This window comes from Prodigiosinella confusarubida, assembly GCF_002847015.1.
GTDB lineage: Bacteria > Pseudomonadota > Gammaproteobacteria > Enterobacterales > Enterobacteriaceae > Prodigiosinella > Prodigiosinella aquatilis.
Genome location: NZ_CP025085.1, coordinates 3,202,808 through 3,223,007, shown reverse-complemented (window position 1 = coordinate 3,223,007; position 20,200 = coordinate 3,202,808). Strand labels below are relative to the sequence as shown.

Below are 20,200 nucleotides of genomic sequence, written 5' to 3'. Positions count from 1 at the left end.
CCTATGGCGCTTACAAAAGCTGAAATGTCAGAATACCTGTTTGAAAAGCTTGGGCTGAGCAAACGGGATGCCAAAGAGCTAGTCGAGCTGTTTTTTGAAGAAGTTCGTCGCGCTTTGGAAAATGGCGAGCAAGTCAAATTGTCTGGTTTTGGTAATTTTGACTTGCGAGACAAGAACCAACGACCGGGACGTAACCCAAAAACTGGCGAAGATATTCCGATTACGGCGCGTCGTGTGGTCACGTTCCGTCCGGGGCAGAAATTGAAAAGTCGGGTAGAAAACGCTTCACCCAAAGAATGAAGAGTTAAACCAAAGGCCGCGTAAGCGGCCTTTTTTTTGAGTGAGCGCTGAACTTTAGGTATCGTTAGAGGGTTTCTTTGTTTTGGGTACAAGGTGAGGGGGCACTGGGCGATTGTCATCCATTAAATGACGGATAGCCAGAATAGGGTGATATAACAGCATTCGTGGTCCTGACCAGCGCATTATTGTTTTGATTTCTTCGCGTTTTGCTGGTTGATAGCAGTGGATGGGGCATTGTTTGCAGGCCGGTTTTCCTTCCTTAAAGTAACATCTTTCCAGACGATTCACCGCATATTGGAATAGATGAACATAACGGTCGGCATCGTTTTCTGGTGCTGGATGCCTTTTTTCATACAGATCAATCATCAAGCTGACAGTATGGATTTCTCGTTGGATTCGTTTCCCCGGCATAATATTATTTCTCCCATCTCCTGCTGCACAGCGCTTGAGTTCATAGATATATTTTATATACAATTTATCAATGATGAAATAGTGGTTCACACCACAAGAATAAAGATGGAATGCACATTATCGACCAAGGGGCGAAAAAATACGTTTATGAGGAACGTGTTGCCATCCAGGACAGCAGTGATCCTACCGTGATCATGAGAACTCCCTGCCAGAACGAAAAGGTGGGGATAATATTCAGCCATAATGCACTCAGTAATGCAGATAGCATTGGCGTAAAGTAAGATGCGGTGGCCAGCAATGTGAGATTACCCCGCTGTATGCCGATGTCCCACGCCATATACGATAATGCCGTAGAGCCTGCGATAAACAGCAATTCCAACACCGTGGTCAGAGAAAAAGAAAGCACGGGTTCTTCGCTGAACAGATATTGACGCCACAACACCGCTGATACCGCAACAAAGAACAGTGAAATACCGCTTTTACCACCACCAAAACGGCGAGAAACATTGCAATACAGTGCCCAAACAATGGCGGCGGCAAAGGCCAATCCATAAGCTACGGGGTTGGCAATAATGTTGTGCCACATGAGTGATAGTGACCAGACACCATCGCCTTTCATGATCCATACGATACCGGCTAATGACAGCGCAATACCTGGCCACAGGAAAAAGCGACTTTTCTGTTGGTTAATAACGATGGCGAACAGAATAGTCAGACAAGGCCAGAGATAATTAATCATTCCCAATTCCATAGCCTGCATACGATTACTTGCAAAGCCGATAGCCAGAGAAAAAAAGATCTCATAGCAGACAAACAGGGCTCCACCTAGCAGTAAATAGATTTTGGATTGACTTTTAATGGGAGGAAAACCATTGAACAGAATAAGGCATAGTGCGCTGGAGGAGTAAATCATTGCGGCTCCGCCAAGAGGGCCCAGCGATTCTGTCAACCTCCGTATTAGTCCAACAGACGTACTCCAAAGCAGTATGGCACTTAATCCAACCAGCGTAGCGCGTTGTGACGTTATTTCCATGATGAGGGCTTAAGATGGGGTCCAATGAAAAGCGGATGTCATAATGGCATCCGCATAACGTATTGAGTTATGTCAATTAACGCCAGAAGTCGTCAAAAACGGTAATTGGCGGACGACGTTTGTGTTCGGTCTTGCTGTACCAGTTTTCGATGATTGCTGCATCTTTCGGATCAATCTGTTTGCCCTCCAGATAATCATCAATTTTTTCATAAGTGATGCCAAGCGCCACTTCGTCAGGCAGAGCCGGCCGATTATCTTCCAAATCTGCTGTGGGGGTCTTGGTATAGAGATGGGACGGGCAGCCAAGCAGTTTTAACAACGCTTTCCCCTGGCGTTTATTCAAACGGAAGATTGGATTGATATCCGTACCTCCATCACCGTATTTGGTGAAGAAACCCGTTACGGCTTCAGCAGCATGATCCGTTCCCACCACCAGACCTGCGTTCATGCCCGCAATACTGTACTGAGCTTTCATCCGTTCACGTGCTTTTTCATTGCCTTTTACAAAATCGGACAGTTCAATACCTAACTCACGCAAGGTCGCTTCACTGGCCTCTATGGCTGGCTTGATGTTTACTTTCAACACTCGGTCTGGTTGGATAAATGCAAGGGCGTCCTGGCAGTCATGTTCATCGGCCTGTACACCGAACGGCAAACGAACAGCGATGAACTGGTAATCGTCTTTTCCGGTTTCATTGCGCAATTCGCTAATGGCGGTTTGGCATAGTTTGCCAGTGAGGGTCGAATCCTGGCCGCCACTAATTCCTAATACCAAACTTTTGATAAATGGGTGTGCTTTAAGATAATCTTTTAAAAAATCAACACTCACACGGATTTCCTGCGCTGGATCGATGGTGCTTTTTACACTTAGCGCCTGGATGATTTCCTGCTGTAATGACATACAACCCCTCCTGAACTTATTGATACGCCAGAATAATTATTCTCATTGCTAAAGATTAACGTTAACTGCCACAGAGTAAAAGAACAAGTCATGTGGGGAGAGTTTTACACGAGATTAGTGGTATTGGTGCCAACTTTTATCTTATCAAAAGCAGCGTTTCGGTTTGAGAAGTCACACATTCTCATCTAGTCTTAAGTCTAATGGATATAAAAATGGGGTACCTCAATGAAAAATGGTCGACTCATCATGTGTATTGCCGCAGGTGCGGTGATGCTTTCCGGATGTACAGCATATAATCGGGCTGAAAATTATTTAACAAAACCCGTGGTAAGAGATGTGAATAAGGGTATGACCAGACAGCAAGTGAACCAAATTGCCGGTTCTCCTTCGACGACCGTTACAATGGTCAATGCCAGGGGAACGTGTGATACTTATATCCTGGGAACGCATGATGGCAAGATTCAGCATTATTTCGTTAGCTTTGATGAAACGGGCCACGTTATGAACAAGGGTTTCCAAAGCTGTCAGGAGTACGATACGAATCCACAGCATTAATTCAGGTTGAGTATAATCATACCGGAGGTGAGTAACCGCCTCTGGTTTTTTTTTGTGAAAATGGTCAGATATTAATATTGTGCCAGTTTTGTATGTTATGGGATGAGTAATTGATGAACACGGTGCTGGAAAAGCTTAATTGACAGCGTGTCGTTCCAGCCATCGAGCGGTTGTTGGGGGTGAAAGATTGAAAAGGCAATCAATCCAATGCAGAGGATACGCTCCAGTTGATTACCTTTTTGACTGTTCAGGATAGGCAAACGAAAGCGCCAGCGACATGGCCATAGTAGCGGAACTCCTGCGGTAGTCAGCATATCGCCAGCGATATGGCTAAGATAACCAACGATCATGGCGTGATAGGCATCAGTGGGTATTAGCCAGTCAGTAGGTAACTGGGTATGGATAAAATAGAGCCCGAGCATGATTGCCAACAAACTGTGGGTAAAACCACGGTGACCAAATGCCCGGGCGATAGGAACGGAAATCCACTTTAACCGTTGCCCCAGCACTGATTTAGGATGATCGATATCTGGCAACAAGGCCGTCAGTAACGCACCTGGAATAATATGCCACCAGTCTCCTGCGGCCAGCGCGGGCGATAGTTCTATTTTTTTAGCCAAGATAGCACTAGCAATAGAGAAGAGAAGGTGTCCTTCCGCAGTCATGAAACGTCTCGAAAACTGTTATTTTATACAGTATAGGAGATCGTGATGAGTGACGAAAGCAGTGACAGCGTAACTATTTATTTTTATTGATGACATTAATCATATTATCGGTAACCATTCATCAATAAAGATTATTTCTCCGCATGATCATTTTCTTTTTTTATGGCTGGCAATGATTTAATCCAGTTATCCAGTAATTGCGGCCAGGTGGCGACGGGTAATCCCTGGGTCCCACGGATACCAAAACCATGTTTACCCTGCGTAAACAGATGCATTTCAACCGGGATATGATGCGCCCGTAATGCCGAAAACATAACCAGACTATTATCAACAGCAACGGAAGGATCATCCACCGCATGGACCAAAAATGTTGGGGGTGTCTGATCGGTAACCTGTGTTTCGGCAGAATAGCGATTAATCTGTGCATTGGTAGGATGATGACCTATCAGTGCAATCCTGGAGCCATTGTGGGCAATAGCTGTTTGCATGGAAATGACAGGGTACATCAACACCATAAAATCAGGTCGGGCACTTAGTTTGTCAATAGCATCCTGGGCGGGATAAACAGCCTGATCGAATCGTGTACCAAGACTGGCAGCAACATGGCCACCGGCAGAAAAACCCATAATGCCAATTTGTTGTGGATTGATATGCCATTTGACAGCGTTGGCGCGTAAGGTACGAATAGCTCGCTGTGCATCGGCTAACGGAGCATCTGCACCTTCTTTGTGACCTTCACCAGGCATTCGATAGGTCATCACAAACAGGGTATAGCCTTGTTGATTAAAGAAAGGGGCTAATACACTGCCTTCTTTATCCAGAACAACTCGTTGGTAGGCGCCGCCTGGTGTGATGAGTAGCGCGATTCCATTAGGTTTACTCGCTGGATAGACAGTAATTTCCGGGCTACGAACGCCGGTGGCGGCTCGATCGGGTAACGCCGGGTTTTTGCTTCTTTCCACGACCTGTGGTTGTGCGTGTGAGGTCGCTGCCCCAGGAGCTTCCCCTTGTGGCCAGACGGGGAAAGCCGACTGGGAGTAACTGAATCCATTAACTGACATCATAATGGTTCCGGCAATTAATAAACGGAGAATCATGATATACCTTTTGGTTTGTAATAGGTGCAATAGTGAAAAGAGTCAGTTTCGATATATTGTTTTTTTCAGCAAAAAAAAACGGACATTTATCGGAGAAAATGTCCGCTATAAAATAATGACTAAACAAATAACGTTCATTCGTAAAGAGGGTAGTTAGACACAGGAATATCAAACTCAATTAATGATAGCGTTATTAAAATAAATTCACAAGCAATGATTATAAATATGTAATTTAAAACCAAACCAGTTATGAATTTAATTTATCCGAAAATATAAACCGCCTTCTATAACAAGCAAGGCAGTCTGCCGTTACCTATTAGAATGTGTAGACTACACCTACACGATAACGGGTTTGACGATGATCGCTGGTACCGTTATCTGCGAGGTTGGATAAAGAAATATAAGGCTTCCAGTTTTTATCCCATTTGTAAGACAATTTAACCTGGTGATCGGCATTGTAGCTATGGTTGTCATAGCTCTTTGCTCCGGCATGGTTAATTTTCTTGAAGTCATATTCATAAGAAATATTATAATTTTTGAGGAATGTATAGCCGACATTTGCGGTAATATTATAGCCATTTTCAGCCGTATTACTTGAACTACCAATATTACCACTGATACGTTTGTAATAAGGGCGATAACGCAGTGTGGCAGTCCAGTCATCGGCAAATTTTACTCCACCGCGAAGATAAGGACGATAAGTACGGTATGTGGACCCGGAGACTAAGCTAAAGCCACTTTCCAGAGAAAAAGTTTGATTGAATTTATAGAGATAACTCGCAATCACTTCAGTTTCATTGCTAACCTGTTCATTAAACGGCTTATTCGGCGTGCTGTCTGCACTGGATTGTTTCCATGATACTTCTGAAGATAATCCAAAACCATTGGCGAAGCGGTTTGATATTAATAAGCGATCTCGTTGGTCACCTTTCGCAGTATCCCGCCATTCATGTCGGTAATCAATTGATACAGCCAGTGCATTTACACTAATTAATGAAGTTACAGCCAGAGCGAGTAGTTTTAATTTCATTTTTAATTTTCCCTATTAATTAAGGAGTGAAGCAAAAATTGAAAGACGCAATATTTCGTTTTAAAGCAGGTTCTATTTTAAGGACATATTAAATCTATTTTGTGATCAAGATCGGCTTGAGTATTAAAAATTGAAACTTGGTTTCAATTTGTGATGGCGATCAATTGGAATATATAATCTGTTTCAGTTTTAATAAAATAACCCTGCCATGGGTATGGCAGGGTTATTAATATAAAAAATAACTTCTATTCTTATCTCATGGCACGTTTCAGAATACGATCACCTTGACGCTGGAAATATTTTGCTGTTTCTTCCACCGACTTCTGACCGTAGTCAATATACTGAATGGCATCACCGAATAGTACTACGATTTGCGGATCATCAAAATAAGGCGATGTCTTCATTGCATGTGGTAAAGACAGTGCCATAGTCAGGCCTGCTACCGATGGATCGCTATCTTTAATTACGCCATCAGCACGTAATTGCGCGACGGCGGATTTGCTCAATGGTACGCCACGCTCCAGGCCCATGGCCTGTACACCTTCTTTACTGTTCAGTAAGAAGTTGATTAACATCGCGGCTTCTTTCGGATGCTTGGTAGATTTACCGATAGAAAACATCTGTGCAGGTTTAAAGAACAGACCTGCGTCTTTGGCACCTGGTAACATGGGGTAGTCTCCCAGTACCAACTTGGCAGGCGCTTTCAAGTTATCAGAGTACTTGGTAATGGTAGAGTTCCACATATAAGTACCCGCCCATTCACCCGCAATCCACGGTTTCATTTCATACATATTGCTCTTGCCGAACGAGGCATAGTATTTCGATGATGGCATAACATGGGAATCGACCATTTTTTTATACATCTGGAAGAACTCAACCCATTGTGCCTCTGTATAAGCGAATTTCTTCGCCTTTTCGTCCACGGCAGGGATGTTGTATTTCTGCACCATGTAAGAACGTAACAACGCCAACGAGTCCTGATGTTCCAGAACGACGGGATAGTATTGATCTCCCAGTTTCTCCTTGAATACTTTACCGGCGTTCAGCAGTTCATCCCAGGTTTTCGGATAGGACAGCCCCGCTTTTTTCCAGGTTTCGTCGTTATAGTAGAACATCCGGGCCGTGACGGAGATGGGAATGCCGTTCAATTTTCCGTCAATAGTCGTAGCTTGCAGTTCTTTGGGGCTGAACTGTGATAGATCCAGCGGGCCATTCACTTTGTTCAAATCATAGAAGCCATCGCCATTTTTGGAAAAAATAGGCAACCAGTTCCAGTTGGTCTGCATTACATCGGGTTCAGTATTACCGGCAATCTGTGTGGTAAGACGAGAGAGATGTCCATCCCAACCAGTATATTCTGCCTTAACGTCAATGTTTGGGTACTGTTTGTGGAATGCATCAATGGCTTTCAGTGTCGCTTGGTGACGTCCGTTACCGCCCCACCATGACACACGCAGATTAACCTGATCTGCTGCAAAAGATTGATGTGCCAACAGTGCCAGAGATGAGGCAATTAATGTGCGTAGGATCACTTTTTTCATCGATTACTACTCCTGTTATAGAGAGATATTTTGTTCTGTTTTTGCATCAAAGATATGGCATTTATCCATATCAAACTGGAAGAATACCTGGCGATGCAGGCCATTCTTGATAATCAGCCTGGCTTCGTCGGAAGGCATACGGCTGGTTAATTCAAAGCCATCAACTTTTATGTACATAAAGAATTCATGGCCCATATTTTCTACGCGGACCAATTCACCCTGTGAGTGACTGGTTTCGAAAGGGGTTTCTGAAACAGTGACGTATTCGGGACGTATACCGAAACAGATCTCTTTGCCTACATAATCTTGAACTTTGCTCTGTTGTGACTGGTTGAGTAGCAGGGGATAGTGACCGACTTTCAATCCGATCTGACCATCGTGTTCAAGTAACTGTCCGGGCTTGATGTTCATTTCCGGCGCACCAATGAAACCGGCCACAAACATATTTTTCGGGTAGTGATACAGGTTATCTGGCGTGTCCACCTGCATGATGTGGCCTAGCTTCATGACGCAGATACGATCACCCATTGTCATGGCTTCGGTCTGGTCATGAGTTACATAGACTGTGGTGGCTGGTTTACCGCTTTTCTTTAACTCTTTATGCAAATCCGAGATACGGATACGCATTGAGGCGCGCAGTTTGGCATCCAAATTTGATAAGGGTTCATCAAATAGAAATACATCCGGTTTTTTTACAATGGCGCGACCGACAGCGACACGCTGCGCTTGACCACCGGAGAGCTGACGCGGTAACCGGTCCATCAAGTCTTCCAACTCCAGAATTTTAGCCGCTTCGTTGACATGATCTTCGATCTGTTTTTTGGGCATTTTGCTCAACTTCAGACCAAACGCCAGGTTCTCGCGTACCGTCATGTGTGGGTAGAGGGCATAGTTCTGGAACACCATTGCGATGCCACGTGCTTTGGGTACCAGATTATTGACGATGCGTTCACCGATACGAACTTCACCGCCACTGATGGTTTCCAGACCAGCCAACATGCGCAGGGTTGTGGATTTAGCACAGCCAGACGGACCAACGATAACCATGAATTCACCGTCTTTGATCGTTAGGTCGATACCGTGCACTGCTTTGAAACCGTTGGAATAGACTTTTTCCAGTTTGTTGAAAACAACTTCAGCCATGATAGATCCTCAATTAACCTTTAATTCCGCTGCTGGTAACGCCCTGAACGAAGTAGCGCTGAGCCATGAAGAAAATGATGATGGATGGCAGGATTGAAATACTTGCCATTGCCAGAATTTCGTTCCACGGTGCGCCTTCTGTAACGTCAATAGACATCTTAAGAGCCAACGCAATCGGGTATTTATCAACGCTGTAAACGTAAATCAGCGGGCCGATAAAGTCGTTCATGGACCACATGAACTGGAATAGTGCTACCGAGATAATGGCCGGCTTCAGAATTGGCACTACCACATACCACAACACCTGGAAGGAGTTACAACCATCAATCTGAGCGGCTTCTTCCATATCACGTGGAACACCACGCAGGAACTGAATCAGCATGAACACAAAGAATCCTTGTGTTGCGAATGCCAGCGGTAGATACAATGGCAGGTAGCTGTTCAGCATGCCCATTTCACGGAACATGATGTACTGAGGGATCAACAACACGGTACTGGGCAGCAACATGGTGGTAATCAGTGTGGCAAACCAGAAGTTTTTCCACGGGATCTCGAAGCGGGCAAAGCCATACGCCACGATGGTGGAGGAAATAATGGTCAGGATGACTTTCGGAATCACATACTCGAACGTGTTAATCATGTAGTGACCGAAGTTGTATTCCGTCCCCGTTCTCCAGCCGTTAATAAAACCATCCCACGTGATGTGTGTCGGCCATAAGCTGAGCGTGGTGAAAATTTCACGGTTTGGCTTAAAAGACGCTGAAAACATCCAGACCAATGGGTAGAGCATCAGCAAGCCAACAAACAACAGAATTACATAACGAATGCCTGCATTGAGTTTCTCTTTACGCAGTGTGCGGCGTACTTCTTCTGCTGCAATATCCTGTGCAGACATTTGTGAATGCATATCAGCCATTTTTTCCTCCCTTATCGGCGGAGTAGAACACCCAGTATTTAGATGATTTGAAGGAAATTGCCGCAAACACGGCTACAACCAAGAACAAAACCCAGGCAAGCGCTGCGCCGTACCCCATATCGAAATACTTGAATGCTGTATCGTAAATATAAAGTGAGAACAGATAGGTATAGTGGGTAGGCCCACCGCCAGTAATGACATAAGGCGCGGTAAATTCCTGGAATGCCTGTGTGGTTTGCATGATGAAGTTGAAGAAAATAACCGGTGTAATCAATGGTACGGTAACTTTCATGAACATCTGCCACTTGGAAGCCCCATCTATCATCGCGGCTTCATATTGTGACTGAGGGACATTCTGTAGTGCGGCAAGGAAGATCACCATGGCGGAACCAAATTGCCAGACACGTAATAGGGTCACAGAAAACAGTGCCAGAGAAGGTTCACCAAGCCAGTTGATGGCATGGAAACCCAGTACGCCAAGGAAACTGTTCAAAAGTCCATCGATAGCAAACAGTGCTCGCCACAATACAGCAATGGCTACGCTGCTGCCCAGAATGGAGGGAACATAGTAAGCAGTACGGAAAAAACCAATACCACGTAATTTAAAGTTAAGAACAAACGCGATTAACAACGCGAATATCAGTTTCAAAGGAATGGTCAAAAATACATAGGCAAATGTAACACCCATGGATTTCCAAAAGAGATCGTCTTCCAAAAACATCCGGTGGTAATTTTCCAGGCCGGTGAATGTTGGCGGACTCATCAGGTCATACTCAGAAAAACTGAGTATGAAAGAAGAAATAAAGGGGAAAGCGGTAAAAACTATCAGCCCTATTATATAAGGAGAGATATAGGCTAACCCCAGCATTCTGTTTTCATTCATAATGCTTACCTACTTAGTAATTGTGAACCAGTAAAAATAAAATTAATGTGTTAATAATTCAGGATAAATAAACTCTATGTCATAGATGACCCTATTTTCCCCATTAATGCGAAAGTCTCCGTGTACATACCCCCCCTGTGTCAGTATGGGCGGGCATTTGTTCAGTTTGTTTTTGCAGGCGGCAACCAGCGCCAGCAAAATTAAAGGGAAGGGGTCATCCAGACGAACATAACGATGCTTTTCTGAACGGGTTAACAGACCATGATGAAAATGACGATCAAATAATATTTCTGCCAGTGCCCAGGCATGATCAGCCCATTTTTTTGATTGCTGATGTTCAGCCAGTTCTATCATGGCAAGCAGTAGAAATGGGGTCGCAACCGTACTTAATCCGTCTTTTCCCAGACGCTCCAGCATGGTAGTGATCAGTGTGTACAATTCCACATCACCACTCAGTCGGTAAGCACGCACCAGTGGCAATAAATAATCACCTTCTAGTGGAAAGGGCTTAAGCTCTGTCCCTGCTTTTCCGTAGTAACCATCACGTTTGAAACGATAACCGGTCATGTCCTGACCGTCATTCCACATGGGGCGCAACGTATTACTGTCAGCGTCGTAAGCATATTGGTAATAGTTTTTCAGCCCGGAAATCACCCATTCCAGCATGTCACTGTCAGGGTGCTGATGCAGGATATCCAGCATCGCCAGTGGGCTGTCGATCAACAATGGACGCATATCCCGGAATAACACATTCGCTTCACGGGCAATGGCGCCGAACTCCGGGCCAAACTGGCGTTGGGCGCGATCGCCGAACCAGGACTGTGTCTGATTATCGTCGTCCGGAATCGGCTGGCGTTGCAAGGGCGAGCTGAATTGGTACACCGGCATTCCGGTTTCCGGATTGCGCGCCAATACATATTGACGATAGAGATGTTTTCCCCATAAGGCCGCTTGTTTATCCCCGCTAAATTGTGCATAGGCAAAGGCGGCATAAATCAGGTCGGTACCGGCATTGACAAAAGTAAGCCCTTTCGTCAGCGGTAATTCAGGCCATTTTGCAGGGTCTACCACATCGTGGTGCGTGTGCATAAAAACGTGTGGATCGCGTGGTTTGGCATAATCACCATGACGACCTAAATCCAGTGAGTTCCAATCCTCGACGTGTGCGTTCCAGAAGCTCTGTAGAAAATGAAGTGTTTTTTCGGCATTAATACGGTGCAAGAACGGGTAATAGGGTAAATGGTGTTTTAATTCATGCACCAGAGATTTTGACTCTGGTCCTTCGCTTTTCAACGAGTCCAGATTAATAAAGCGATGTCCACCCCAATAGAAAAGACCACTATTTTCGTCAACAAAGTGAGAAAAGAAAAATTCACATTGGGAAATAGCCGTTTTCTGATATTTCTCTATTTCTGTGACGATACTCATGGAATCTAACAAACGAAGCCAATTTTGCTGGCTGGCAAAATTAGAAATGGGAGCATCGTGCCCATCAGGAAATTTCCAGACAACTGGCGTTCTCGTTTGTACATCGAAGCCATCAGCCAATAACGGTGTCGGATTACTGTGGCTGTGTCCATATTGCTGTATTTTTTCAATATGGCTGTTCAGCGCGGCGAGCCATAAATCGAGCTGTATTTCTTTGCTGGTGTCTAAGTGACTAAAAATACTCATGGAGCACCTTCTCATGGAACTGTTAGACGGTTCCTTATAAATAGAAACGCTGTTTCGATTGATTATATTGCGCTACCCGCCCATCCGTCATGCACACAATATCGAAAGTGTGATCAAAGTCGGAACGTTGTTTTGAAAATTTTTTGAAAGGCTTTGGAAGCGTGAGAGAAATCGAAATTTATAAGTAAGATATTGATAGATAAATAAAAGGCACAATTCAGGATTGTGCCTTGCATCACATTAAAGATCCAAAAAAACTTAACGCGACAACCAGCCACCATCAACAGCAATGGTATAGCCATTAATGTAGTCAGAGGCGCTGGAAGCCAGGAATACTGATGGCCCCATCAAATCCTGCGGCAGACCCCAACGACCAGCCGGGATACGATCCAGAATTTCTTTGCTACGTTCTTCATCGGCACGCAATTGTTGGGTGTTATTGGTTGCCATATAACCAGGGGCGATAGCATTGACGTTAATATTGTGTTTTGCCCATTCGTTGGCCATTAGGCGAGTGATCCCCATAACGGCACTTTTGGATGCAGTGTAAGACGGTACACGAATCCCACCCTGAAAGGACAGCATAGACGCAATGTTAATGATCTTACCGCCGTGACCCTGCTTGATGAACTGCCGGGCAACGGTCTGAGACATGAAGAATACGCTCTTGATGTTCAGATTCATCACGTCATCCCAGTTTTTCTCACTGAAATCAATCGCATCTTCACGACGAATGATACCAGCATTGTTAACCAGGATATCTACCTTGCCGAATTCAGCAACCGCTTTTTCAACCAGTGCTGCATGGCCGGCAATGTTGCTCATATCCGCAGTCAGACTCAGGAAACGGCGCCCCAGGGAAGTGACTTTTTCAATGGTATCTTTGGGGTCAACAATGTTGACGCCGACGATATCACAACCAGCCTGTGCCAGGCCGATAGCCATACCTTGTCCCAGTCCTGTATCACAACCTGTGATAAGTGCAACTTTACCTTGCAAATTGAAGGAATCTAAAATCATAGCCTTAATCTCTCTGTAAACGACAATACCTCGTCGTGCGCTGTTACTGTAGGGGAATATCAGTAATTCCGGTTAATAGCGATTAGCGTAATTCGCTAACTTTGACGTGATCCATATCTCCAAAAACTTGATTCTCGCCAACCATGCCCCAAATGAAGGTGTAGCGTTTGGTGCCAACACCGGAATGAATTGACCAGCTCGGTGAAATCACCGCCTGCTCGTTATGAACCAGAATGTGACGGGTTTCCTGCGGTTGCCCCATCATATGGAATACGGTTGTTTCCTCATCCATATCAAAATAGAAGTAAACTTCCATGCGACGCTCATGTGTATGGCACGGCATGGTATTCCAGAGACTACCTTCTGCCAGTTTGGTCAGGCCCATGGTGAGCTGACAAGTTGGTAAAACGTCAGGAACGATATACTTGTTGATGGTGCGGCGATTGCTGCTGACGTCTTCACCGAGTGTTTGCGGCGATGCCTCTGACTGTGTGATTTTGCGTGTCGGGTAGGTGGTATGTGCCGGCGCACTGTTATAATAAAACTTGGCAGGATGCTTGGGCGATATACTCTGGAACCGAATATCACTGGCCCCTTTGCCGATATATAGCGCTTCTTCGTTGCCGATGTCATAGCGTTCGCCATCAACCACGATAGCGCCAGCACCACCGATATTAATGATGCCCAATTCACGGCGTTCCAGAAAATAATTGACACCCAATTGCTTGCCAACTTCATCACCGATGGTGATGACAGCATGTACCGGCATAACACCGCCGACGATAATGCGGTCAATATGGCTGTATGTCATGGTGTAGGCATCAGCTTCAAAGATTCTCTCAATCAGAAATTCACGACGCAGGCCAGCTGTATCGAGTTGTCTGGCATGGTCGCAGTGAATGCTTTGACGAACTTGCATTAATGAGCCTCGTTTTTCAGACAGAATAAAGAATGGGTATTAAGCCCTGAATGAAAGCGCCAAGCGGCACAAGTGTCATTGCGTGGCAGTGACAACGGCACCTGTGCCTGTGTTGCCCGGTGCTTTCTTGTTATAGTGCGATGATAGTGTGGTTGGGATGTTAATTCAATAAAAATGAAATAATGTTTTATTTATTTCTTGAGGATCGTCATGGTTTTGCTTATTTTATATTTCATCCTGTACCGATGTTACTAGAATGTCGGTATTTACAATTATTCCATTCCTGTAAATCAGCAACAGGTGGACCAGAGATACGATGAATAAGGAGGTAGAAAGCATGAGACGGTACTTTATTGACGATGAAACACCTTGGGAAGAGTTGGGTGATGGCATCAAACGCAAAATCATCAGCTGGAGCGATGATTTGATGATGGTTTGCGTACATTTTGCCAAGGGGGCAATAGGCACGCCTCACAAACATGATATCCACGATCAGATTGCTTATGTGGCAGCGGGTAGCTTTGAAGTGATGATTGAAGGTGAAAAGCGAATTCTGAAAACCGGTGATGCTTATATGGCTGTGAAAAATGAAATGCACGGCGTTATCTCATTGGAAGAGGGCAGTGTGTTGATCGACACATTTTCTCCCAAACGCGCAGATTTCCTCTGACAGTGTGTCAGCATCGGTCACGTTTTGACCGATGCTCCTTCCGTCATCACATCACATCATTCACATGTAACTGTTGCAGAGACATCAGTTTCTTATCTGCCAGTACCCAGCGTGGGTCATGTTGTAATTCTTTGGCAGGAACCACGATTGAGCGCATTCGCGCTGCTTTGGTGGCAAGCATACCGTTGATGGAATCTTCCAGCGTGACACATTGCAAGGGATGAGCTCCGAGATCCCGTGCCGTCTGTAGATAAATTTCCGGATGCGGTTTGCTGTAAGGCAAATGTTCTGCTGATACAAGTACGTCAAAATAATGTTCTAGGTTAAACATATGTAGTACTTGCAGCAACATTCGATCGGGAGATGCCGACGCAAGTCCGATTTTCAGGTTTTGCCGGCGACACAGTTGTAAGGCATGTTCAACACCAGGAAGGAGTGGGCGACGTTCGTCCACTAACGCTATTGCGCGATCGATGATACGGGAGACAACTTCTTCGCGATCCGGACCGGACCAGGGAGCCAGTTGATACCAGAGATCAACTACCATATCAATACGTAGCCCCAGTGTGTCGCTCATGGTTTCCTTTAACGCAGTATCGATGCCCAGTGATGCAATCACTTCCAGTTCAGCCATTTCCCATAGTGGTTCCGAGTCAATCAGTAATCCGTCCATATCAAAAATCACGGCGTTAATCGGGTAAACAGGGGTCATCACCAAGCTCCTTGGGGAAAGAAACGCTAAAAGCCATCATTATACGTTAACGTATTACCAATAAAGGAGATACAGAAAGAAATATTGACTCGGTGTAAACGTGAAGTACCCTGCTAACGGGTTTTTATGTGTCTACACTGTTTGTTATCGGATTGGCGACATTTTTATACTGCGTCACTCACAAGGGGAACTCATGACGTATCAACAGGCTGGCCGTGTTGCCGTGGTTAAACGTATCGCGGGATGGATTGTTTTTATTCCGGCTATGCTTTCGACACTGATTTCACTGGCAAATCTTATCCATGCCTTTACAGAGAGAAAACAAGGAATTAATGGGGTGATGCAGGACTTTCTGCATTTGGTTGTGGAAGTTCTACGTTTTAATACACCTTTTCTGGATATTTTTTGGTATAACTCACCGGTTCCTGATTTCAACCAGTTACAGGCTATTTCTACCATAATGTTCTGGTTAATCTACATGCTCATGTTTGTTGGTTTGGCAATGCAAGTATCCGGCGCTCGGCTGTCCCGGCAGGTGATACACATCCGTGAAGGATTGGAAGATCAACTCATCCTGGAGAAAATAAAAGGCGTCGACGGTAAAACAAAAACGCAACTGGAATCGCTGATAATACTGCCCCGACATACGATTTTGGTTCAGTATTTCCCCCTGTATGTATTGCCGGTCATCGTGGCCGTCATTGGCTATATGGTATTGAAACTGCTAGGGCTGGCGGTCTGAGCGTTTATTACGGAGCAGATAAATGTCGGCTCCGTAGTCAGTCCGCTGAGTAGAGTTGCTGTTCGATAGCCTGTTGAGCGGCAACAATATGTCTACCACCAAATAAATTGGCGCGATTAAGCAGATAATAAATCTGATAAAGAGGTTGTCGTTCCACAAACCCTTTATCCAGCGGCCAGATGCTTTGATAACCATCGTATATTTGTGGCGGTAAGGCGGGATAAAGTGGCAACATGGCCAGATCGCATTCTCTGTCTCCCCAGTAACAGGCCGGATCAAACAGATAGGCTCCTTGAGGGCTGGCGGCACAGTTTGCGGGCCATAAATCACCGTGTAGTAATGAAGGTTGCGGCTGGTGGCCAGCGAGACGCTCCTCGACCTGTGCAATCAGTGTATTAATCTCACCGAAATGCATACCTTTTTCCTCGGCTAGTTGCAGTTGCCAGCCAATGCGTTGTTCTGAAAAAAATGTTGACCAGCGTCGTTGCCAACTATTGGGTTGAGTTGTTGTTGATAGATCATTGTCAAAATCGAGACCAAACTGGGGTTGATCGCTCCACTGATGCAAGTGTGCCAGTTGTTCCCCCAGACACCAGGCGCTGTGGGCATCTAATGGTTTGATGGTCAGATATTCCAGCAACAAAAAGCTGTCATCCCGAAAGTGACCTACGCCATAAACTTTGGGTACATTTACGGTTTTGCTGCGAGCCAGTAGCTCAAGCTGTTCGGCCTCCGCCATGAATTTTGGCAGCATTTCCCGTACATCGCATTTTACAAAAATCGTATACTCACCATAGCGCAGGTACCATGCAGGGTGAGTCTCACCTCCGGGTAGCTCCCGACGTTCCAGCATTTCGCCAGGTCCCAGCCGTTCTTCCAGTAATTGGCTAATTGTTTGCCACATGGGGTCATCTCCTGTCGATGTTTCCGATATATCATTACGTTAGCGATTTATGCAGTACAAAAACTGAATCTGACGCACACCCGAGACTTTACGTGTTTATTAACGGGATAGCTGAGCGAAAAGTCGTGATGCTGTGGAATACACTATCGTCGATAATCCGCTGTTGTCACTGTGAACCACAATAATAATCATCAGGGATCGATTAGCAACTGCGGAGTATGACAGTGCATTTTGACGTGATGACCGACGGTTCATCGGCATCCCTTAGCTGCTCTTCCAATAGACGGAAACGACATTGCCCGAATGAGGAAACCAACAGGGAGCATGAAAGTATAAGCAATGAAACAGAAAATATAGCCAACACCGAATTTTTATTTTATTGATAATCCTGATGTTGTGGCTTACAGCCGCGTCTGCTCAAACTGTATTCACCTCAAGGTATCAATGTGACGCTAAGTTAACCAGGCATATTGCGCGTTAATTCCTTCTGTTTGCTGCCAAGCATATAAACCTGACTGATTAGAAATAATAGTGTTATCACCATTAAAAAAGTTCACTATCGAGATTACTGAATAGCTATTCGAACGGTTTAGGGAAAGTGCTGATGCAACGTTGAACTATTTATTTTAGCAAACAATTTCATCATGCAAGTAGTGATGACAATAAAATAAGAGGCTTTATATTATCTTTGTTTCATTATTATTGCCTTGACAAGCAATCACATGAGGTAACTGTAACAAACCATTCTGGCACCTGATCGCATGAGAAAGATTTTCTTATCATTTTCAACGAATAAGTAACACCACTTACACAGTAGTTAGTGGGCGCGAACACAATTTCCTGTACTGAATTTGTACATTCTACACAGTATAGTAATAATGTTTTGTTATGTTTAACGTGTCAGCTCAATTAATTAAGCGTATCGACTTGCGTAATCACGATATTATGCACATAATCAAATCATTGGGCGTGCCGTCTGATGATGTATTTCTGTGTTCAATATAGCAACTTAATGCGAATTGATATATTAGTAAGACATTAAAAGACCTAATTTGTGCGGCATGTCCATCACTGGCAAAAAATGGCTTGCCAATGATTACAGAGTGTGTAATAACGCATCTGGGTAAAACGAGGTACAGTTCTGTATATGAATGGCATTTTCAGTAAAGAAGTTATGAGTACAAACGTTAGCGTTGAATACCACTTCTCTGCCGATCCTTATTTTAGTGCCTCAAGCAGTAACGACTCTGATTTGTATGTATGACGCCTCTGTGCGGTTTAAACTATTAAAGGAAATTTTGAAATGGCAAAGATTAAAGGTCAGGTTAAGTGGTTCAACGAGTCTAAAGGCTTTGGTTTTATCACTCCGGCTGATGGCAGCAAAGATGTGTTCGTTCACTTCTCTGCAATTCAAGGTAACGGCTTCAAAACACTGGCAGAAGGCCAGAATGTAGAGTTTGAAATTCAGGATGGTCAGAAAGGTCCGTCTGCCGTTAACGTTACTGCGCTGTAATTTTCAGCCTACGTAGCAAAACCCGCCTTGGTGCGGGTTTTTTGTTTTTCTGGTTTCCAACAGTTAATCAAAAAGAAAAAGAATGGGAATGTTTTTAGCACCATACCAATGTCCATTGTGCCATCAGCCTTTGAACCTGGAATCACAACGTTGGTCATGTGGCCATCATCACTTTGATTGTGCCAGAGAAGGGTATGTGAATTTATTACCAGTACAGTTCAAACGCTCAAAACAGCCAGGTGATAGTGCCGAAATGATGCAAGCCCGACGCGTATTTCTTGATGCGGGGCATTATCAGCCATTGCGAGACTATCTAACGGGTCATCTTGATTACCGACTGTCTCCGTCTGCGACAACCGTTCTGGATATCGGCTGTGGGGAAGGGTACTACACAGCGGCGCTAGCCGACTGTCTGTCGCAACACAATGCTATACAAGTATATGGACTGGATGTCTCCAAAGTGGCTATTCAGCGAGCCGCCAAACGTTACCGGCAGGTGTGTTTTTGCGTAGCATCCAGCCAGCGTTTGCCATTTAATCCTGGATCAATGGATGCTGTGCTGAAAATTTATGCGCCTTGCAATGACGAAGAGCTAAAGAGGGTGGTGAAACCTGGCGGCATTGTTATCACGGTATCGCCAGGCCCTAGACATCTTTATCAATTGAAGGCCCTGGTATATCAGGATGTGATGCTGCATCCGATCAGAGAAGAAACATTGTCTGGTTTCAATCAAATTGATGAGCATAGCGTGCAATATCAAATGGTGCTCACCGGGCAAGAAAGCGCCGCATTATTACAGATGACACCATTCGCATGGCGGGCGGCGCCAGATGTGGGACAGCAATTAAAAGAACGGGAAAGTTTCGCGTGTGAAACCGATTTTATTATTCGTACTCATCAGCGTCAGGTTGAATGAAAAACAGCTAGTGTTGTTTTACCCGCAGACAAAAACTGCTGCGGATAAAATATCAGGCTAAATTGATCACGTGTTCATAAAGAATATTACAGCCAATGCCTATCAGCACCAGACCACCAATAATCTCTGCTTTCTTGCCAAGAATAGGCCCAACGTGGCGACCAATTAACATGCCGAACGTTACCATAATCATGGTCGCACACCCAATCGCCATTGCGGTATGAAAAATATTAACCTGTAGGAAAGCAAGTCCCACGCCTATTGCCAATGCATCCAGGCTGGTTGCTATCGCAGTGCAAATTAAAATAAACAGACTGTGTTTACTGATCTTTTCGCACTGACAGGTGTCCTTGTTTTTCATGCCTCCCACAATCATACGTCCGCCAAGTATTAACAGCAGACTAAACGCTATCCAATGGTCCCATTCGGCAATAAAACGGCTGGCATAAAACCCCAGTGCCCAACCGATAAGCGGTGTTATGGCTTCGATGATGCCAAAGATTAAACCGGTGCGGATAGCTTCACTAAAGCGAGGTTTGTGCAGTGTGGCACCTTTACCAATGGAAGCAGCAAAAGCATCCATTGACATGCCAAAAGCAAGAATAAGCGTTGCAGATAAATTCATAGTTCATAGCCTCGGCTGGACGGTTCCCAT

24 protein-coding genes are annotated in these 20,200 nt (G+C 44.8%); 7 read left to right on the top strand and 17 right to left on the bottom strand.

Annotated features, from left to right (window positions below; genetic code table 11):
• Positions 1-3: 3 nt before the first annotated feature.
• A complete protein-coding gene (gene ihfA, locus CWC46_RS14645; RefSeq protein ID WP_009112984.1) occupies positions 4-300 on the top strand; it encodes an integration host factor subunit alpha in 297 nt (98 codons plus the stop codon).
• A 54-nt stretch (positions 301-354) separates the two neighbouring features.
• Here ihfA and CWC46_RS14640 read toward each other — a convergent pair whose 3' ends face one another.
• The 3 genes from CWC46_RS14640 to nadE all read right to left on the bottom strand — a co-directional run bounded on the left by CWC46_RS14640 (position 355) and on the right by nadE (position 2,645).
• Complete coding sequence (locus CWC46_RS14640; protein ID WP_021015816.1) at positions 355-711, bottom strand: nitrous oxide-stimulated promoter family protein; 357 nt, start codon at positions 709-711, stop codon at positions 355-357.
• A 145-nt stretch (positions 712-856) separates the two neighbouring features.
• Complete coding sequence (yddG, locus tag CWC46_RS14635) at positions 857-1,738, bottom strand: aromatic amino acid DMT transporter YddG (protein WP_037381572.1); 882 nt, start codon at positions 1,736-1,738, stop codon at positions 857-859.
• 82 nt (positions 1,739-1,820) lie between these two features.
• Entirely contained in the window at positions 1,821-2,645 is an 825-nt protein-coding gene (nadE, locus tag CWC46_RS14630; protein ID WP_021015818.1) for an ammonia-dependent NAD(+) synthetase, read from the bottom strand.
• Between the two features lie 225 nt (positions 2,646-2,870).
• Between nadE and osmE the strand changes: the two genes are divergently transcribed.
• Positions 2,871-3,200 carry an osmotically-inducible lipoprotein OsmE gene (osmE, locus tag CWC46_RS14625; protein ID WP_037380933.1) on the top strand — a complete coding sequence of 110 codons (330 nt, stop codon included), beginning with the start codon at positions 2,871-2,873 and terminating at the stop codon, positions 3,198-3,200.
• 95 nt (positions 3,201-3,295) lie between these two features.
• Here the strand turns inward: osmE and CWC46_RS14620 are convergent, their stop codons facing one another.
• The 10 genes from CWC46_RS14620 to kduI form a co-directional block, all read right to left on the bottom strand.
• A complete protein-coding gene (locus CWC46_RS14620) occupies positions 3,296-3,865 on the bottom strand; it encodes a metal-dependent hydrolase (RefSeq protein ID WP_021015820.1) in 570 nt (189 codons plus the stop codon).
• Positions 3,866-3,996: 131 nt separating this feature from the next.
• Positions 3,997-4,962, bottom strand: a complete 966-nt coding sequence (gene paeX, locus CWC46_RS14615; RefSeq protein WP_021015821.1) for a pectin acetylesterase PaeX — start codon at positions 4,960-4,962, stop codon at positions 3,997-3,999.
• 316 nt (positions 4,963-5,278) lie between these two features.
• The gene (locus CWC46_RS14610) at positions 5,279-5,992 is read right to left on the bottom strand and encodes an oligogalacturonate-specific porin KdgM family protein (protein ID WP_021015822.1); all 714 of its coding nucleotides are present in this window, start codon (positions 5,990-5,992) and stop codon (positions 5,279-5,281) included.
• Positions 5,993-6,243: 251 nt separating this feature from the next.
• Positions 6,244-7,533, bottom strand: a complete 1,290-nt coding sequence (locus CWC46_RS14605) for an ABC transporter substrate-binding protein (protein WP_021015823.1) — start codon at positions 7,531-7,533, stop codon at positions 6,244-6,246.
• Between the two features lie 15 nt (positions 7,534-7,548).
• Positions 7,549-8,676, bottom strand: a complete 1,128-nt coding sequence (locus tag CWC46_RS14600) for an ABC transporter ATP-binding protein (protein WP_021015824.1) — start codon at positions 8,674-8,676, stop codon at positions 7,549-7,551.
• A 13-nt stretch (positions 8,677-8,689) separates the two neighbouring features.
• The gene (locus CWC46_RS14595; protein ID WP_021015825.1) at positions 8,690-9,592 is read right to left on the bottom strand and encodes a carbohydrate ABC transporter permease; all 903 of its coding nucleotides are present in this window, start codon (positions 9,590-9,592) and stop codon (positions 8,690-8,692) included.
• Positions 9,585-10,475 carry a carbohydrate ABC transporter permease gene (locus CWC46_RS14590; protein ID WP_021015826.1) on the bottom strand — a complete coding sequence of 297 codons (891 nt, stop codon included), beginning with the start codon at positions 10,473-10,475 and terminating at the stop codon, positions 9,585-9,587. Before CWC46_RS14590 ends, CWC46_RS14595 begins: the two co-directional genes overlap by 8 nt.
• A gap of 42 nt (positions 10,476-10,517) precedes the next feature.
• On the bottom strand, positions 10,518-12,149 hold the full coding sequence (gene pelW / locus CWC46_RS14585) for a pectate disaccharide-lyase PelW (protein ID WP_021015827.1): 1,632 nt from the start codon (positions 12,147-12,149) through the stop codon (positions 10,518-10,520).
• Between the two features lie 258 nt (positions 12,150-12,407).
• Entirely contained in the window at positions 12,408-13,169 is a 762-nt protein-coding gene (gene kduD, locus CWC46_RS14580; protein WP_021015828.1) for a 2-dehydro-3-deoxy-D-gluconate 5-dehydrogenase KduD, read from the bottom strand.
• Between the two features lie 82 nt (positions 13,170-13,251).
• Entirely contained in the window at positions 13,252-14,088 is an 837-nt protein-coding gene (kduI, locus tag CWC46_RS14575; RefSeq protein ID WP_021015829.1) for a 5-dehydro-4-deoxy-D-glucuronate isomerase, read from the bottom strand.
• Between the two features lie 337 nt (positions 14,089-14,425).
• On the opposite strand from kduI, the gene CWC46_RS14570 reads away from it, so the two are divergent.
• Positions 14,426-14,758, top strand: a complete 333-nt coding sequence (locus CWC46_RS14570; protein WP_021015830.1) for a cupin domain-containing protein — start codon at positions 14,426-14,428, stop codon at positions 14,756-14,758.
• A gap of 46 nt (positions 14,759-14,804) precedes the next feature.
• Here the strand turns inward: CWC46_RS14570 and hxpB are convergent, their stop codons facing one another.
• Positions 14,805-15,470, bottom strand: coding sequence for a hexitol phosphatase HxpB (hxpB, locus tag CWC46_RS14565; protein WP_021015831.1), 666 nt, complete (start codon positions 15,468-15,470; stop codon positions 14,805-14,807).
• 193 nt (positions 15,471-15,663) lie between these two features.
• Between hxpB and CWC46_RS14560 the strand changes: the two genes are divergently transcribed.
• Positions 15,664-16,212 (top strand): YniB family protein, encoded by a 549-nt coding sequence (locus CWC46_RS14560; RefSeq protein WP_021015832.1) that lies wholly within the window; start codon positions 15,664-15,666, stop codon positions 16,210-16,212.
• Between the two features lie 37 nt (positions 16,213-16,249).
• On the opposite strand, the gene CWC46_RS14555 is transcribed toward CWC46_RS14560, so the two are convergent.
• A complete protein-coding gene (locus CWC46_RS14555; protein WP_021015833.1) occupies positions 16,250-17,116 on the bottom strand; it encodes a fructosamine kinase family protein in 867 nt (288 codons plus the stop codon).
• 1,147 nt (positions 17,117-18,263) lie between these two features.
• Here CWC46_RS14555 and CWC46_RS14550 point away from each other — a divergent pair.
• Together CWC46_RS14550 and cspE are read left to right on the top strand one after the other, a co-directional pair.
• The gene (locus CWC46_RS14550) at positions 18,264-18,380 is read left to right on the top strand and encodes a DUF2627 domain-containing protein (protein WP_071790862.1); all 117 of its coding nucleotides are present in this window, start codon (positions 18,264-18,266) and stop codon (positions 18,378-18,380) included.
• A gap of 39 nt (positions 18,381-18,419) precedes the next feature.
• A complete protein-coding gene (cspE, locus tag CWC46_RS14545) occupies positions 18,420-18,629 on the top strand; it encodes a transcription antiterminator/RNA stability regulator CspE (RefSeq protein ID WP_005968829.1) in 210 nt (69 codons plus the stop codon).
• A gap of 8 nt (positions 18,630-18,637) precedes the next feature.
• Here cspE and CWC46_RS23010 read toward each other — a convergent pair whose 3' ends face one another.
• The gene (locus CWC46_RS23010) at positions 18,638-18,787 is read right to left on the bottom strand and encodes a hypothetical protein (protein ID WP_162300156.1); all 150 of its coding nucleotides are present in this window, start codon (positions 18,785-18,787) and stop codon (positions 18,638-18,640) included.
• Between CWC46_RS23010 and rlmA the strand changes: the two genes are divergently transcribed.
• A complete protein-coding gene (rlmA, locus tag CWC46_RS14540) occupies positions 18,718-19,545 on the top strand; it encodes a 23S rRNA (guanine(745)-N(1))-methyltransferase (RefSeq protein WP_037381574.1) in 828 nt (275 codons plus the stop codon). The two genes, CWC46_RS23010 and rlmA, sit on opposite strands and share 70 nt — an antisense overlap.
• Positions 19,546-19,597: 52 nt before the next feature.
• On the opposite strand, the gene mntP is transcribed toward rlmA, so the two are convergent.
• Positions 19,598-20,170, bottom strand: a complete 573-nt coding sequence (gene mntP / locus CWC46_RS14535) for a manganese efflux pump MntP (protein ID WP_021015835.1) — start codon at positions 20,168-20,170, stop codon at positions 19,598-19,600.
• Positions 20,171-20,200 lie beyond the last annotated feature (30 nt).